Below are 14,757 nucleotides of genomic sequence, written 5' to 3' on the forward strand. Positions count from 1 at the left end.
GCAGTGATATGGCCCGGCGCTGCCTCCGAAACGTCCGGATGGTGGCGGCGCCGGGCCGGGTGGTGCCGAGTGGGGCCCGGGGAGGGCTCAGGCGGTGGCGGCGAGCTCGACCGCGGCGGGCTTCTCCAGGTGGATCAGGCTGAGCCGGCCGTTGACCTGCTCGACGGTGGTCTGGCGGTAGCCCTGGCGGGCGTAGAGGCGCAGGTTGCCGAGGCTGCGGTGGCCGGTGAACAGGCGGTAGGCGGTCACCGGGCGGCCCTCCTCCGCGAGGCGGCGCTCCAGCGCCTCCAGCAGCCGGCCGCCGAGGCCGTGCCGCTGCATCCGGGGGTGGACGACCAGACGCCCTATCCGGGCGATGCCGTCGGGGCCGGTCCGGCCGCGGACGGTGCCGACCACCTCGTCGCCGAGGCGGGCGACCAGGAAGTGCTGTTCGGTCAGTTCGCCACGCAGGCTCTCCAGGGTCTGCGTCAGCGGCTCCAGGGTCCAGTCTCCGTACAGCTCGGCCTCGCTCTGGTAGCCGAGGTACTGGAGCTTGAGGATCTGCTCCGCGTCCTCGGCGTCCGCCGCCGAGATGATCACGCTCATGCCCATGTGCTGGGGCCTCCCCAATGTCGTGCCCGGCGCGCAAACGTGAGGGTGTCGCACCGGATGCCCTGCCGGAGATGTCCCGGCCGGGGATCCGCCCTGACCGGGGGTGGCGCACGAACGTACCGACCGCGGTGCCCGGGGGGCCCGCGACGCCGTGGCGCGTTCACGCTCAGTATCCGAGCGATTGCGCGGCCGTCAAGAGCTACGTTCGCCAGCGCTCTACCCGCGTGTCAGTTGCTCTCAACCTCCCGGCCGCCGGACGTGGTGAGGGTCACGTCCGGACGGAGGGCCGGGGGCGGACGGGGGAACGGGCCCGCGCGGGGCGGGGGATCCGTGCGGGAGGGGAACGGGTCCGCGCGGCGGGCGGGCGCAGGCGCAGGGCCGACACGCCGGGGTCACGCCCGGCGGCGGGGCGCAGGGCCCGGCCCGGGTCACGCCCGGCGGCGGACGGGTGGTCAGGCGTAGCGCTCGCCGTGGAGGAGGGCCCGGAGGCAGGCCAGGCAGCGGGAGCGGGTGGGGCCGATGGAGCCGCGGGGCATGCCGAGGCGTTCGGAGAGTTCGCGGTAGCTGGGTGGCGGGTCCTCGGCGAGGGCCGCGACCAGCTGGGGGCAGCGGCCGGGCAGGGCGGCCACCGCCTCGCGGACGAGGCGGCGCCGGAGCGCGGCGAACACCACGGCCTCGGCGGAGGGGACGGACGGAAGGTTGGCGCACATACCGTTCATGACCGGGCACGGGCGGGCCCGGTTACGGGCGGCCGGTCGCGTGCACGCGAAAGGGGCGCGGCGGCCGCCCCGCCACGCCCCTGCCGTCGGCTCCCGGGTGTCAGCCCTGGACCCACTCGGCCTGGCGCGCCAGGTCGGCCTTGACCTCGCCGAGCTGGACGGCGACCGCCGAGGGGGCGGTGCCGCCGCGTCCGCTGCGCGAGGCGATCGCGCCGTGGACGCTGAGCACCGAGCGCACCTCGGGCGTCAGGTGCCCGGAGATGGCGGCGAACTGCTCGTCGGTCAGGTCGCCCAGCTCGATGCCCTGCTGCTCGCAGACCTTGACGCAGGAGCCGGCCACCTCGTGCGCGCCCCGGAACGGCACACCCTGCTTGACCAGCCATTCGGCGATGTCGGTGGCGAGCGAGAAGCCGGCCGGGGCCAGCTCCTCCAGTCGCTCCCGGTGCACGGTGAGGGTGGCCATCATGCCGGTGAAGGCGGGGAGCAGCACCTCCAGCGTGTCGCAGGAGTCGAAGACGGGCTCCTTGTCCTCCTGGAGGTCCCGGTTGTAGGCGAGCGGAAGCGCCTTGAGGGTGGCGAGCAGGCCGGTGAGGTTGCCGATCAGGCGGCCGGACTTGCCGCGGGCCAGCTCGGCGATGTCCGGGTTCTTCTTCTGCGGCATGATCGAGGAGCCGGTGGAGAAGGCGTCGTGGAGCGTGATGAAGCCGAACTCCTTGGTGTTCCAGATGATCACCTCCTCGGCGATCCGGGAGAGGTTGATCCCGATCATCGCGGTGACGAAGGCGAACTCGGCGACGAAGTCGCGCGAGGCGGTGCCGTCGATGGAGTTGCCGACCGAGCCGCGTTCGAAGCCGAGGTCGGCGGCGACCGCCTGCGGGTCGAGGCCGAGCGAGGAGCCGGCCAGCGCGCCGGAGCCGTACGGGGAGACGGCGGTGCGGGTGTCCCACTGGCGCAGCCGCTCGGCGTCCCGGCCGAGGGCCTGCACGTGCGCGAGGACGTGGTGGGCGAAGAGCACGGGCTGGGCGTGCTGGAGGTGGGTGCGGCCCGGCATGGCGGTGTCCGGGTGCTCCTCGGCCAGGCCGACCAGGGCGCGCTGGAGGTCGAGGACCAGGCCGCCGATGATCTTCGCGTGGTCCCGGAGGTACATCCGGAAGAGCGTGGCGATCTGGTCGTTGCGCGAGCGGCCGGCCCGCAGCTTGCCGCCGAGTTCGGCGCCGAGGCGCTCCAGCAGGCCGCGCTCCAGCGCGGTGTGGACGTCCTCGTCGGCGACGGTGCCGGTGAAGGTGCCGGCCTCGACGTCGGCGAGGAGCCGGTCGAGCCCGGCCAGCATCGCGTCGAGTTCGGCGTCGCCGAGCAGGCCGGCCTTGTGCAGGACGCGGGCGTGGGCCTTGGAGCCGGCGATGTCGTACGGCGCGAGGCGCCAGTCGAAGTGCACGGAGGCGGAGAGCCTGGCCAGCGCCTCGGACGGGCCGTCGGCGAAGCGCGCGCCCCAGAGGCGCAGCTCAGGACCGTTACTGGCGGCGTTCTGGTCGGCAGGCATCGCTAGGGCTCCTTACACAGGACTACGGGAGGAGGGGGTGGGTCCCGCCGTGGGGGCGGCCGGACCCGGGAGGGCGGTTCAGGCGAGTACGACGCGCTCGGTCACGGCTCTCCCCTTCACAGCTGGGTGAACAGGTTTACGGTGATTGGCATAAGTATGCACTACACCGTATGAAACTCACAACCCCGGACGGGACGTGGGGAAGGACCGCCGGCGGGACCGGCCACCGGCCCGGTTCGGGCCCACCCGGGCCCGGAAGTACTGCGGAGCCCGGAGGTACGGCCGGACCCGAGAGGGCCGCCGGGTCCGGAACCGGCCGTGGGCCCGGATCACCGGGCCCACGGGAGCGGAACGTGCCTACTGCGCCTTGGCCTGGGCCAGTTGCATCAGGTGGTCGGCCAGGGCCTGGCCGCCGGCCGGATCCCGGCTGATCAGCAGGACGGTGTCGTCGCCGGCGATGGTCCCGATGATCTCGAAGACCTCGGCCTGGTCGATCGCGGAGGCCAGGAACTGGGCGGCGCCGGGCGGGGTGCGCAGCACGACGAGGTTGCCGGAGGCGGTGGCGGAGACCATGAGTTCACCGGCCAGCCGGGCCATCCGGCCCTCGCTGGCCGACTCACCCATCGGTGCGCGCGGCGTGCGGTCGCCGCCCTCGGCCGGGACGGCGTAGATGAGCGCGCCGTCCCGGTTGCGGATCTTCACCGCGCCCAGCTCGTCCAGGTCCCGGGAGAGGGTGGCCTGGGTGACCACCAGCCCGTCGTCGGCGAGCAGCTTGGCGAGCTGGCTCTGCGAGCGCACGGGCTGGCGGGTGAGCAGGTCCACGATCCGCCGGTGGCGCGCGGTCCGGGTCTGCGGGACCTGCGGCGACGGGCCGGCGGCGGGTTGGCCGGAGTTGGGTGCGGTCATGTGATTATTCTCCCGGACTACGCTCAGCTCGCATCGGCCGGGGCGTTCTCCCGCACCGTCCGGAGGATCTCCGGCAGGGCGGCCAGGAAGACGTCCGCCTCCTGCTCGGTGAGCACCAGCGGCGGCGCCAGCCGGACGGCGTCCGGGACGGCCGCGTTCACCAGGAAGCCGGCCTCCTGGGCGGCGGCCTGGACCTTGGCGGACACCGGTTCGGTGAGCACGATGCCGAGCAGCAGGCCGGCCCCGCGCACGTGCGAGACCAGCGGGTCGCCGATCGCCTCGATGCCCTCCCGCAGCCGCTCGCCGAGCTTGCGCACGTGCTCCAGCAGGCCTTCGGACTCGATGGTGTCGAGCACCGCGAGCGCTGCCGCCGCGACCACCGGGTTGCCGCCGAAGGTGGTGCCGTGCTGGCCCGGGGTGAGCAGCCCGGCGGCGTCCCCGAAGGCGAGGACCGCGCCGATCGGCAGGCCGCCGCCGAGCGCCTTGGCGAGGGTGACGACGTCCGGCTCGACGCCGTCGAAGGCCTGGTGGGCGTACCAGTGGCCGGTGCGGCCGATGCCGGTCTGGATCTCGTCCAGGATCAGCAGGGTGCCGGTGGCGCGGGTGATCTCGCGGGCGGCGGCCAGGTAGCCGTCGGGCAGCGGGACGGCGCCGTTCTCGCCCTGGACCGGCTCCAGGAAGACGGCGGCGGTCTCGGTGGTGACGGCCGCCCGCAGCGCCTCGATGTCGCCGAACGGGACGTGCGTGACGTCGCCGGGCAGCGGCAGGAACGGCGCCTGCTTGGCGGGCTGGCCGGTGAGCGCGAGGGCGCCCATGGTCCGGCCGTGGAAGCCGCCCTCGAGTGCCACGATGTGGGTGCGGCCGGTCCGCCGGCTGATCTTGAAGGCGGCCTCGTTGGCCTCGGCGCCGGAGTTGCAGAAGAAGACCCGGCCGCCCGCCCGGCCGTCCAGCTTCAGCAGCCGCTCGGCGAGGGCGATGGTCGGCTCGGCCATGAAGAGGTTGGAGACGTGGCCGAGGGTGCCGATCTGCCGGGTGACCGCCTCGACGACGGCCGGGTGGGCGGTGCCGAGGGCGTTGACGGCGATCCCGCCGAGCAGGTCGGTGTACTCCTTGCCGTCCGCGTCCCACAGCCTGGCGCCCTCGCCGCGGACCAGCGGGATCCGCGGGGTGCCGTAGTTGTCGGTGAACGCGTGCTGCCACCGGTCGGTGAGCTGTGCGCTGCTGATCGGCTGCGCCTCGTCGGTCGTCATGCCAGTCCCCCGGTCACGGTCGCTTCGTCGTCCGGCACGACCATCGTGCCGATGCCCTCGTCGGTGAAGATCTCCAGCAGCAGGCTGTGCTGCACCCGGCCGTCCAGGACGCGGGCGGTGCCCACGCCGGAGCGGACGGCGCGCAGGCAGCCCTCCATCTTGGGGAGCATGCCGCTGGCGAGCCCGGGCAGCAGCTCCTCCAGCTCGCTCGCGTTGAGCTGGCTGATCACGTCGTCGGACTCGGGCCAGTCCTTGTAGAGGCCCTCGACGTCGGTGAGGACGACGAGCATCTCGGCGCCGAGCGCGACCGCGAGGGCGGAGGCCGCGGTGTCGGCGTTGATGTTGTAGACGTGGCCGTCCGCGCCGCGGGCGATCGAGGAGATCACCGGGATGCGGCCGTCGGCGATGAGCGCCTTCACGGCGCCGGCCTCGATGTTGACGATGTCCCCAACCAGGCCGATGTCGACCTGCTCGCCGTCCACCACCGCGTACCGCTTGACCGCGGTCATGGTGTGCGCGTCCTCGCCGGTCATGCCGACGGCGAACGGGCCGTGGCCGTTGAGCAGCCCGACCAGCTCGCGCTGGACCTGGCCGGCCAGCACCATCCGGACCACGTCCATGGTCTCCGGGGTGGTGACCCGCAGACCGTTGGTGAAGGAGGACTCCAGGCCGAGCCTGTCCAACTGGGCGCTGATCTGCGGGCCGCCGCCGTGCACCACCACGGGGTGCAGGCCGGCGTAGCGCAGGAAGACCACGTCCTGGGCGAAGGCCGCCTTGAGGCTCTCGTCCACCATGGCGTTGCCGCCGAACTTGATCACGACGGTCTTGCCGTGGAAGCGCTCCAGCCAGGGCAGCGCCTCGATCAGCGTCATGGCCTTGGGCAACGCCGTGTTGTTGCGGGCCTGTTCGCCCTTGGGTGCGATCTGCACTGTTGTGGTCCCCGGCTCAGGTGTCAGGTGGAGTAGGCGCTGTTCTCGTGCACGTAGTCGGCGGTGAGGTCGTTGGTCCACAGGGTGGCGGCGGCCCCGCCGGCGTTCAGGCGGGCGGTGATCACGACCTCGCGGCCGGTCATGTCGACCAGGTCGCGGTCCTCGCCCACGCTGCCGTCCCGGCAGACCCAGACGCCGTTGATGGCGACGTCGAGGCGGTCCGGGTCGAAGGCGGCGGAGGTGGTGCCGATCGCGGCCAGGACGCGGCCCCAGTTCGGGTCCTCGCCGTGGAGGGCGCACTTGAGCAGGTTGTTGCGGCCGATCACGCGGGCGACGTCGACGGCCTCCTCCTCGCTGGCGGCCGCGGTCACGTCGATCCGGATGTCCTTGCTCGCTCCCTCGGCGTCGCCGATCAGCTGGCGGGCGAGGTCGGCGCAGACGGTGCGGACGGCCTCGTCGAACTCGGCCTGCCCGGGGGTGACGCCGGAGGCGCCGGAGGCGAGCAGCAGCACGGTGTCGTTGGTCGACATGCAGCCGTCGGAGTCGATCCGGTCGAAGGTGGTGCGGGTGGCCCCGCGCAGCGAGGCGTCCAGGGCGGCGGCGTCGAGGTCGGCGTCGGTGGTGAGGACGACCAGCATGGTGGCCAGGCCCGGGGCGAGCATGCCGGCGCCCTTGGCCATGCCGCCGACCGTCCAGCCGTCCTTCGTCACCTGGGCGGTCTTGTGGACGGTGTCGGTGGTCTTGATGGCGATCGCGGCGGCCTCGCCGCCGGTCGCGCTGAGCTCCTGGGCGGCGAGGGCGACGCCGGGCAGCAGGATGTCCATCGGGAGGCGGACGCCGATCAGGCCGGTGGAGGCGACGGCGACCTCGCCGGCGTTCACCTTCAGCTCCTCGGCGGCCTTCTCCGCGGTGGCGTGGGTGTCCTGGAAGCCGAGCGGGCCGGTACAGGCGTTGGCGCCACCGGAGTTGAGGACGACCGCGGAGAGCACGCCGCCCTTGAGGACCTGCTCGGACCAGAGCACGGGGGCGGCCTTGACCCGGTTGGCGGTGAAGACGCCGGCCGCGGCGAGCGAGGGGCCGTCGTTGACGACCAGGGCGAGGTCCGGGGTGCCGGAGGCCTTGATGCCGGCGGTGACGCCGGCGGCGCGGAAGCCCTTGGCGGCGGTCACGCCGACGTTGACGTTCTCGGTCACGGTGCGACTCCGTTCAGGGGGAGGCCGAGCTCCTCGGGAAGGCCGAGGGCGATGTTCATGCTCTGCACCGCGCCGCCGGCGGTGCCCTTGACCAGGTTGTCGATCGCGCTGATCGCGATGATCCGCCCGGCGGTCTCGTCCAGGGCGACCTGGACCAGGGCGGCGTTCGAGCCGTAGACGCTGCTGGTCTGCGGCCACTGGCCCTCGGGCAGCAGGCGGACGAAGGGCTCGCCGGCGAACGCCTCGGCGTAGGCGGCGCGCAGGCTCTCGCCCGTCACACCGGGCTTCGCCTTGGCGGAGCAGGTGGCGAGGATGCCGCGCGGCATCGGCACGAGGGTCGGGGTGAAGGAGACGGTGACCGGCTCGCCCGCGACCGGCGTCAGGTTCTGCGACATCTCCGGGGTGTGCCGGTGGACGCCGCCCACGCCGTAGGCGCTGACGTTGCCCATGACCTCGCTGCCGAGCAGGTGCGTCTTGGCCGCCTTGCCGGCGCCGGAGGTGCCCGAGGCGGCGACGATCACGGCCTCGGCCTCGGCGAGCTTCGCCGCGTACGCCGGGAAGAGCGCCAGCGAGACGGCGGTCGGGTAGCAGCCGGGCACGGCGATCCGGTTGCTGCCCTTGAGCGCGGCGCGGTGGCCGGGCAGCTCGGGCAGGCCGTACGGCCAGGTGCCGGCGTGCGCGGAACCGTAGAACTGCTCCCAGTCGGCCGCGGCCCTGAGCCGGAAGTCGGCTCCGCAGTCGACGACCAGCACGTTGCCGCCGAGCGCCTCGGCGACCGCGGCGGACTGGCCGTGCGGCAGCGCCAGGAACACCACGTCGTGGTCGGCCAGCACCTCGGGGGTGGTGGGCTCCAGGACCCGGTCGGCGAGCGGCAGCAGGTGCGGCTGCAGCGCGCCCAGCCTGGCGCCCGCGTTCGAGCCGCCCGTCAGCGCCCCGATCTCCACCTCCGGGTGGCCGAGCAGCAGGCGCAGCACCTCACCGCCCGCGTATCCGCTCGCGCCGGCGACGGCGACTCGCAATGCCATGGCGTTCCCTCCTTCGTCGTGGCATGAATATACGCAGTACGGAACATTCATGCAAGGAGCATCCGGCGAACCCACCCGGGGCGGTGTGACGGGGCGCTTCGGTCGGCCGATGAGCGGCCGACCGGGCGACTTGAGCGCGTGGCATCGGCCCGGTCGGCGCGCCGACGGCGTCCGAGGACCCGATTCGCCCCGGCGCAGCCGCCGCCCCCGCCGGCCAGAGGCTCGTCCCGCCGGCCGAAGCGCTCGGCCACGGCGCGTTCGAGCGTCCGGGTCTCGCGCCCGGGGAGTTTCGGCATCGATCGGCCGATTTGTGATCACGGTTCGGCGACCTTCCGTCCACCGAGGCTCCGATCACGCCTCCTGACGTTCGAGCAGCGCTAGGTTTCGGAGGCAAACACTCTTGATCATCACGGGGGATTCACCATTTCCATTCAGTCCGCCGAGCTGCCCCACGGCGCCGCGCCCACCGAGCCCGTCTCCGCCGCCACAGCCCCGGACCTGCCCGTCCACGGCGAGGGACAACTCAGCTGCCGCCAGTGCGGCTCCGTCCCCGCCGTGAATGCGACCTTCCGCGGGCACCTGGGCCTCATCGTGATCTTGAAGTACCTGAAGCGCCGGGGACCGTACTGTCGCAACTGCGGCATCGCCACGCACCGCGACATGACCTCCGACAGCCTCTGGCAGGGCTGGTGGGGCATACCCTCGATGATCGTCAACCCCATCGTCATGCTGATCAACATCCCGCAGCGCCTGAAGGTCAACAAGCTGCCGGAGCCGCTGCCCGGGGCGCCCCGCCCGCCGATGAACCCGGGCAAGCCGGTGTACCTGCGGCCCGCGATCTTCGGTGCGCTCATCCCGGTGATCCTGGTCTCGCTGATCGTCCTCGTGGAGAAGGGCGACCCCGAGTTCGCCAAGGCCGGCGACTGCATCCACAACAACCACTCGATCGTCGTGCCCGGTGCCGTCGACAGCAACCCCGACGTCGCAGTGGTCCCCTGCTCCGACCCGAGGGCCGAGGCCCGCGTCGTGGGCCGCGAGGACGACACCAACGACGGCGAGAGCGTGTGCCGGAAGTCCTTCCCCGACGCCGACGGCTACTTCACCTACAAGCGGGGCAGCGACAAGTACACCCTCTGCCTGAAGAGCCTGAAGCAGAAGCCGGGCACGGTCTTCGCCCCGTAGTGAGGCACCGGCCGGGCCGTTCGTCCCGTGGCGAGGCACCGGCCGGGCCGTTCTCCCTGTGCTGCAGAGTCGCCGGCCGAAGCGCCCGGCCACCTGCGGGTACCGGCCCGGTCGGCGCTCAGCGCTTGACGGCTCGCAGGACGACGAACTTGGGGTTGCCGGCGACGAGTTCGCAGTTGCCGAAGAGCCGGCGGAGCTTGACGTGGTAGCCGAGATGGCGGTTGCCGACGACCCAGAGTTCGCCGCCGGGGCGCAGGGCGCGGCGGGCGCCGGTGAACATGCGCCAGGCGGTGGCGTCGGTCGTGGCCTGGTGCGAGTGGAACGGCGGGTTGTTGAGGACGAGGTCGACCGAGCCGGGCGGGACGGCCTCGGTGGCGAGGGCGTCGGCGGTGAGGAACGCGGCGGGTGCGTCCGGGCCGAGGTTGGTTCGGAACGTGGCCTCGGCCGAGGCCACGGCCTGGTGCGACTCGTCCACGAAGACCAGTTCGGCGCCGGGGCTCGCCAGCGCCGCGGCGGTGCCGACCACGCCGTTGCCGCAGCCGAGGTCGACGACCCGGGCGCCGGGGGCGGCGGCGGGGAGGTGGCCGAGGAAGAAGCGGGTGCCGATGTCGAGCCGCTCGGCGCAGAAGGTGCCGGCGTGGTTGACCACGGTGCGGCCGGCCGCCGGGCCGATGTCGCCGGGCAGCGCGTAGGAGTGCGGCCACGGGTTGGGCCCGGGGTCGAGCGCCGGGTCGGGGGTGCAGAAGACCAGCCGGGCCTTGCGGACGGCCAGCGAGGTGCGGGTCGGGCCGAGGATGCGCTCGAAGAGCTGGAGCGTGGAGGTGTGGATCTCGGTGACCATGCCGGTGCCGACCACCACCGTGCCGGGGTGGACGGCCGGGGCCAGGCGGTGCAGCTGGTCCTCCAGCAGCGCGAGGCTCTTCGGGACGCGGACCAGCAGGACGTCGATGCGCCCGGGCGGGGTGTCGCGGGTGGTGAGCAGCCGGGCGGCACCGGGGGCGGCACCGGCCCGGGCGAGGTTGGCCAGGGTGGCCTGCCGGCCGAGGTGCGAGTCGCTGATCTGGACCGGGGCGTGGGCGGCGAGCGCCGTCGTCAGGGCGCCCCAGCGGTCGCCGAGGAGGACGACGGTGCGGCCGGTGAGCTCGGTGGCCCCGCCCTGCGCGCTGTCGGCCTCGCCGGCGAGGTGGCGCAGCAGGTACTCGTCGGCGGCGTCCCAGGCGCGCAGCCGCTCGCGCGGGTCCTCCGGGTAGCGGGTGAGGTCGAAGGTACCCCACGGGGTGGTGAAGGGGGTGGCGGCGGCAGGCGTGCTGAGGCGGTTCATCGTGGTCTCAGGCTAGCCGACCGCCGGGCGCGGGCCGCCCGGGCAGCCGATACTGGAGGGGCCCGACCGGAAGGGTCTGACCGGAAGGGGACTTGGGCATGGACTGGAAGCTCGAAGTGGTGGTGGTCCCGGTGTCCGACGTGGACCGGGCCAAGGTCTTCTACGAGGAGCAGGCCGGCTTCACCGTCGACCACGACACCCGGATCCGGGACGGCGTGCGGGTGGTCCAGCTGACGCCGCCGGGCTCGGGCTGCTCGATCGTGCTGGGCACCGGCGTGACGGACGCGCCGCCGGGCTCCCTGAAGGGACTCCAGCTGGTGGTGACGGACATCGACCGGGCGCACGGCCAGCTGGTCGCGCGCGGGGTGGAGGTGAGCCCGGTCCAGCACTTCGAGGCCGGCGCCCGGGTGGACGGGCACGGCGGGGAGTGGAACTCGTTCGTCTTCTTCAGCGATCCGGACGGCAACGGCTGGGCGGTCCAGGAGTCACCGCCCGCCTAGCCCGGGCCGCGGGCGGCCGGCACGACGCGGCCGCACGCCGGCGCTGGTGTGCGGCCGGCGGGCGGCTTCGTCGGCAGTGGGCCCGGTAGGTCCGGGGCTCGGTGGCTCCGGAACGGCTCGGTAGGCTCGGAGGATGGTCGAAGACGAGGGAAGCGTCCGGGTGGACAGCTGGATCTGGTCCGTGCGGCTCACCAAGACGCGGGCGCTGGCGGCGGCCGCGTGCCGGGCCGGGCACGTGAAGGTGAACGGGGAGCGGGCCAAGCCCGCGCAGGCGTTGAAGCCCGGGGACGAGGTCCGGGTGCGCCAGGAGGGGTACGAGCGGGTCGTCGTGGTGACGAAGCTGGTCCGCAAGCGGGTCGGGGCGGGTGTCGCGGCCGAGTGCCTGGTGGACAACAGCCCGCCGCGGCCGCCTCGCGAGCACCTCGCGGCGGCCGGCGAGCGGGACCGGGGCGCCGGGCGGCCCACCAAGCGGGACCGGCGCGAGCTGGACGACCTGCGGCGGCGGTAGCGGGCACCCGGTCGTGGACCCGCCGGCCGGGCGCCGGCTGCCGGCCGGGGAAGTCCGGCTGCTCCCGGGGGAGTTCGGCCAGGCCACGACGCAGATCGAGCCGACGGGCAGGCTCTCGGAGCAGCCGACGAAGGACCCTCGGATCTCGCCCAGGGGTTCATGTCGCGGAATCCGACGCCGGTCCGCGCGGGGGTGCCACGTCACTGTCCGCCGCAGCGCCCCCGCTACCGGACCGGACGGGCGGCCTGGAGGGCGAGCCGGCGCGGGGCGTCCTCGCCGATCCGGGCGAGCAGGTCGTCCAGCTCCAGGAAGACCTCCCAGGGCTCACGGCGGCCGGCGGTCGCGAGCCGGTCGACCACCCGGTCCTCCAGGTCCCGCACCCGGCTGTTCTTCCACGCCTTGTCGGCCAGGCTCACCAGCAGGTCCTCGACGGTGGTGCCCTGCTCGCCCCAGCGTGCGTGGGTGCGGGCGAAGCGGGCCAGCCGCTCGGGAACGCCGTGGGCGAGCAGCAGCTCGTACCCGGCGGGTTCGTGGGCGCAGCCGGGCCCGGAGAGCTCCTCACGGTGGACGGCCTTGCCGATGTCGTGGGTGGCGGCGCCGAACAGCACTGCCTCACGGTCCAGCGCGAGACCGGGGCAGGCGGCGGCGCACCAGTCGGCGAGGGTCTCCGCGACCTCGTGGACCAGGCCGAGGTGGGCTGCCAGCCGGGGTGGCGCGCCGACGGCCTCCAGCAGGCGGGCGGCGGCCGCGGGCAGCGGCGGGATGTCGGTCACGGGCGCAGGGTAACCCGGGCGGGTGAAGACTTGTCGACTGACGGATTGTCAGTGGGGGGAGTTAGTGTCCGGGTGGATGGGGACGCGAGTCGGCCCCGGCGCCTGGAGGGGAGGCGCCGGGGCCGGCCCACGGACAGGAGACGCACGCTCACCAGGCGCACGGCCCAACAGCCGTACGACTCACCGGGCGTACGGCCGACGACGCCCGACCCAACGGCGCACGGCTCGACGGCCCACGACGCGACGCGGTACCGCTCAGCGCTTGAACGCGACACCCGCGTACGCCGAGACGTCCTGCCAGCCCTCCGGCAGCTCGCCGGTCGGGACGTGCCCGGCCTCGGGGCGCCAGAGCGGGAGCTGGACGAGGCCGGGGCCGGCGAACTCGAAGTCCCCGAAGAACGGTTCGACGCCGGCGCGCGGGCGCAGCACCAGCGGGGCGCTGGCGCTCTTGTATATCCGGGCGCCCTCGGCGGCGCTCTCCCGGGAGGCGAAGTCGGGGCTGCCGTGCGACAGGATCAGCATGCTGCCGGGGGCGAGCACGTCGCGCAGGGTGCGGACGATCGCCTCGGCGCCGTCCTCGTCGCGGATGAAGTGCAGGACGGCGACGAGCATCAGGGCCACCGGCTCGCCGAGGTCGACGGCGGCGTGCAGGCCGGGGTGGTCGAGGATCGTGGCGGGTTCGCGCAGGTCGGCCTCGATCACCGAGGTGGGGCCGGCCGGGTGGTTCGCCAGCAGGGCGCGGGCGTGGGTGGCGACGATCGGGTCGTTGTCGACGTACACCACGCGGGCGTCGGGGGCGAACCTCTGGGCGACCTCGCTGGTGGAGCCGACGGCGGGGATGCCGGTGCCGATGTCGAGGAACTGGCGGATGCCCTGGCCGGCCGCGAACTCGACGGCGCGGCCGAGGAATTCGCGGTTGGTGCGGGCCAGCAGCGGCAGCGCCGGGTAGGCGGCGATGGCGGCCTCGGCGGCCTTGCGGTCGGCCTCGAAGTTGTCCTTGCCGCCGAGGTAGTAGTCGTACATCCGGGCGGTGTGCGGAATGCCCGTGTCCAGCTCGGTCGGCGGCTGCCAGTCGTCGGCCCGTGCCCAGTCCCAGTCGGTGCCGACGCCCGTGCCGGTCGTCGCCGCAGCGGTGTCCTCGTCCATCGTGTTCCGCCCCCTATGCCTGACTGCCGGAATGCCTGCCCGCCGCGGTGCGTGTACCACCACGCCGTGCGCCGTGATCGTATCCGACGACTCGCCGTGGAAACAGCGTGAGTTCAGGTTTCCGCAGGCCCCTGCGGGTGGTGTGCGCGCACGTCGACGGCGGTTCGGGTGCGGCGTCGAATCGCCCCGGCGATGTGCCGTCCCTATGCTGGCTGCCGATGACTGCCAACCGGATGACCGCCGACCGCCGCACCGTCCTGCGCGCCGCCGCCCGACTGGCCGCCCTCGCCGCCGGAAGTGCGCTGCTCACCGCCTGCGGCAGCACCGGCCCGCGCCGGGCCGACCCGGGGGCGCTCGCCGTCCACCCCGGGACCGTCCACCCGGGCGGCGAGGACCCGGCCGCCGTGGACCCGGCCTGGGCGGGCGGCGAGGGCCCGGCCTCCCCCGCCCCGGCCGCAAGCGCCACCGCCACGCCCTCCCCCGACCCGGCGGCGGCCCCGGCGGCGGCCAGCGCGCCGCCGGCCCCGCCGGTGCTGCCGCCGCTCGCCCCCGGTACCCCGGCCGAGGTCGCCTACGGGCCGCGCACGGGCAAGAACGTCGCCCTGACCTTCCACGGCAGCGGCGACCCGAAGCTGGCCACCGCCCTGCTGGAGATCGCCGAGCAGCGCGGCGCCAAGCTGACCGTGATGGCCGTCGGCAGCTGGCTCGACCAGCAGCCGCAGATGGCCCGGCGCGTCCTGGACGGCGGCCACGAGCTGGGCAACCACACCCAGAACCACCAGAACATCTCCGCCATGACCCCCGACCAGGCGCGGGCCGAGATCGCCCAGTGCGCGGAGCGGCTCCAGCGGCTCACCGGCTCGATCGGCCGCTGGTTCCGCCCGTCCGCCGCCCAGTACGCCACTCCGATGGTCCGCGAGCAGGCCCGGGCGGTCGGCTACGAGCACGTGCTCTCCTTCGACGTCGACCCGCGCGACTACAACGACCCGAGCGCCGCCGAGCTGCAGCGCCGGGTGCTCGGCTCGGTCAAGGGCGGCTCGGTGGTCGCCCTGCACATGGGCCACCAGTGCACGGTGGACGCGCTGCCGGGCATCCTGGACGGACTCGCCAAGGCCGGGCTGAAGCCGGTCACCGCCAGCCAGCTCTGCGCCTGACGCCCCGCACCCACGCGACG

15 protein-coding genes are annotated in these 14,757 nt (G+C 73.8%); 4 read left to right on the forward strand and 11 right to left on the reverse strand.

The features are described 5' to 3' along the window. Positions 1–87 precede the first annotated feature (87 nt). The 8 genes from ACZ5WK_RS02645 to argC form a co-directional block, all read right to left on the reverse strand. Positions 88–591 carry a GNAT family N-acetyltransferase gene (locus ACZ5WK_RS02645; protein ID WP_148647623.1) on the reverse strand — a complete coding sequence of 168 codons (504 nt, stop codon included), beginning with the start codon at positions 589–591 and terminating at the stop codon, positions 88–90. Between the two features lie 452 nt (positions 592–1,043). Continuing rightward, entirely contained in the window at positions 1,044–1,301 is a 258-nt protein-coding gene (locus tag ACZ5WK_RS02650) for a sigma-70 RNA polymerase sigma factor region 4 domain-containing protein (RefSeq protein WP_465544171.1), read from the reverse strand. A 109-nt stretch (positions 1,302–1,410) separates the two neighbouring features. Next, a complete protein-coding gene (argH, locus tag ACZ5WK_RS02655) occupies positions 1,411–2,850 on the reverse strand; it encodes an argininosuccinate lyase (protein ID WP_465544173.1) in 1,440 nt (479 codons plus the stop codon). A 357-nt stretch (positions 2,851–3,207) separates the two neighbouring features. Continuing rightward, positions 3,208–3,756 carry an arginine repressor gene (locus ACZ5WK_RS02660; protein WP_396321724.1) on the reverse strand — a complete coding sequence of 183 codons (549 nt, stop codon included), beginning with the start codon at positions 3,754–3,756 and terminating at the stop codon, positions 3,208–3,210. A 23-nt stretch (positions 3,757–3,779) separates the two neighbouring features. Then, positions 3,780–5,006, reverse strand: a complete 1,227-nt coding sequence (locus ACZ5WK_RS02665) for an acetylornithine transaminase (protein ID WP_465544175.1) — start codon at positions 5,004–5,006, stop codon at positions 3,780–3,782. Next, the gene (gene argB / locus ACZ5WK_RS02670) at positions 5,003–5,878 is read right to left on the reverse strand and encodes an acetylglutamate kinase (RefSeq protein WP_465544357.1); all 876 of its coding nucleotides are present in this window, start codon (positions 5,876–5,878) and stop codon (positions 5,003–5,005) included. Before argB ends, ACZ5WK_RS02665 begins: the two co-directional genes overlap by 4 nt. Before the next feature lie 80 nt (positions 5,879–5,958). Continuing rightward, the gene (gene argJ / locus ACZ5WK_RS02675) at positions 5,959–7,128 is read right to left on the reverse strand and encodes a bifunctional glutamate N-acetyltransferase/amino-acid acetyltransferase ArgJ (RefSeq protein ID WP_465544177.1); all 1,170 of its coding nucleotides are present in this window, start codon (positions 7,126–7,128) and stop codon (positions 5,959–5,961) included. After that, positions 7,125–8,153: an N-acetyl-gamma-glutamyl-phosphate reductase gene (gene argC, locus ACZ5WK_RS02680; RefSeq protein WP_465544178.1), complete on the reverse strand. Its 1,029-nt coding sequence runs from the start codon at positions 8,151–8,153 to the stop codon at positions 7,125–7,127. The genes argJ and argC overlap by 4 nt, the downstream gene beginning before the upstream one ends. Positions 8,154–8,813: 660 nt before the next feature. Here argC and ACZ5WK_RS02685 point away from each other — a divergent pair. Beyond that, a complete protein-coding gene (locus tag ACZ5WK_RS02685) occupies positions 8,814–9,335 on the forward strand; it encodes an LppU/SCO3897 family protein (RefSeq protein ID WP_465544180.1) in 522 nt (173 codons plus the stop codon). A 118-nt stretch (positions 9,336–9,453) separates the two neighbouring features. Here ACZ5WK_RS02685 and ACZ5WK_RS02690 read toward each other — a convergent pair whose 3' ends face one another. Further along, complete coding sequence (locus tag ACZ5WK_RS02690; protein ID WP_465544182.1) at positions 9,454–10,656, reverse strand: methyltransferase; 1,203 nt, start codon at positions 10,654–10,656, stop codon at positions 9,454–9,456. A gap of 98 nt (positions 10,657–10,754) precedes the next feature. Here ACZ5WK_RS02690 and ACZ5WK_RS02695 point away from each other — a divergent pair, with 98 nt between their 5' ends. Both ACZ5WK_RS02695 and ACZ5WK_RS02700 read left to right on the forward strand, forming a co-directional pair. Continuing rightward, on the forward strand, positions 10,755–11,156 hold the full coding sequence (locus tag ACZ5WK_RS02695; RefSeq protein WP_396321730.1) for a VOC family protein: 402 nt from the start codon (positions 10,755–10,757) through the stop codon (positions 11,154–11,156). A 133-nt stretch (positions 11,157–11,289) separates the two neighbouring features. Beyond that, a complete protein-coding gene (locus ACZ5WK_RS02700; RefSeq protein WP_396321731.1) occupies positions 11,290–11,664 on the forward strand; it encodes an RNA-binding S4 domain-containing protein in 375 nt (124 codons plus the stop codon). A 224-nt stretch (positions 11,665–11,888) separates the two neighbouring features. Here the strand turns inward: ACZ5WK_RS02700 and ACZ5WK_RS02705 are convergent, their stop codons facing one another. Beyond that, a complete protein-coding gene (locus ACZ5WK_RS02705) occupies positions 11,889–12,437 on the reverse strand; it encodes an HD domain-containing protein (RefSeq protein ID WP_465544184.1) in 549 nt (182 codons plus the stop codon). 255 nt (positions 12,438–12,692) lie between these two features. After that, positions 12,693–13,583 carry an SAM-dependent methyltransferase gene (locus ACZ5WK_RS02710; RefSeq protein WP_465544186.1) on the reverse strand — a complete coding sequence of 297 codons (891 nt, stop codon included), beginning with the start codon at positions 13,581–13,583 and terminating at the stop codon, positions 12,693–12,695. A gap of 218 nt (positions 13,584–13,801) precedes the next feature. On the opposite strand from ACZ5WK_RS02710, the gene ACZ5WK_RS02715 reads away from it, so the two are divergent. Continuing rightward, positions 13,802–14,737, forward strand: a complete 936-nt coding sequence (locus ACZ5WK_RS02715) for a polysaccharide deacetylase family protein (protein WP_465544187.1) — start codon at positions 13,802–13,804, stop codon at positions 14,735–14,737. The last annotated feature ends 20 nt before the right edge of the window (positions 14,738–14,757 follow it).

This window comes from Kitasatospora sp. NPDC032757 (assembly GCF_055579305.1).

What these genes read in the sequence shown, in the direction of transcription:
- ACZ5WK_RS02645 (WP_148647623.1), bottom strand. Translation starts at nt 591, where the DNA reads ATGGGCATGAGCGTGATCATCTCGGCGGCGGACGCCGAGGACGCGGAG.
- ACZ5WK_RS02650 (WP_465544171.1), bottom strand. Translation starts at nt 1,301, where the DNA reads ATGTGCGCCAACCTTCCGTCCGTCCCCTCCGCCGAGGCCGTGGTGTTC.
- argH (WP_465544173.1), bottom strand. Translation starts at nt 2,850, where the DNA reads ATGCCTGCCGACCAGAACGCCGCCAGTAACGGTCCTGAGCTGCGCCTC.
- ACZ5WK_RS02660 (WP_396321724.1), bottom strand. Translation starts at nt 3,756, where the DNA reads ATGACCGCACCCAACTCCGGCCAACCCGCCGCCGGCCCGTCGCCGCAG.
- ACZ5WK_RS02665 (WP_465544175.1), bottom strand. Translation starts at nt 5,006, where the DNA reads ATGACGACCGACGAGGCGCAGCCGATCAGCAGCGCACAGCTCACCGAC.
- argB (WP_465544357.1), bottom strand. Translation starts at nt 5,878, where the DNA reads ATGACGCTGATCGAGGCGCTGCCCTGGCTGGAGCGCTTCCACGGCAAG.
- argC (WP_465544178.1), bottom strand. Translation starts at nt 8,153, where the DNA reads ATGGCATTGCGAGTCGCCGTCGCCGGCGCGAGCGGATACGCGGGCGGT.
- ACZ5WK_RS02685 (WP_465544180.1), top strand. Translation starts at nt 8,814, where the DNA reads ATGACCTCCGACAGCCTCTGGCAGGGCTGGTGGGGCATACCCTCGATG.
- ACZ5WK_RS02690 (WP_465544182.1), bottom strand. Translation starts at nt 10,656, where the DNA reads ATGAACCGCCTCAGCACGCCTGCCGCCGCCACCCCCTTCACCACCCCG.
- ACZ5WK_RS02695 (WP_396321730.1), top strand. Translation starts at nt 10,755, where the DNA reads ATGGACTGGAAGCTCGAAGTGGTGGTGGTCCCGGTGTCCGACGTGGAC.
- ACZ5WK_RS02700 (WP_396321731.1), top strand. Translation starts at nt 11,290, where the DNA reads ATGGTCGAAGACGAGGGAAGCGTCCGGGTGGACAGCTGGATCTGGTCC.
- ACZ5WK_RS02710 (WP_465544186.1), bottom strand. Translation starts at nt 13,583, where the DNA reads ATGGACGAGGACACCGCTGCGGCGACGACCGGCACGGGCGTCGGCACC.
- ACZ5WK_RS02715 (WP_465544187.1), top strand. Translation starts at nt 13,802, where the DNA reads ATGACTGCCAACCGGATGACCGCCGACCGCCGCACCGTCCTGCGCGCC.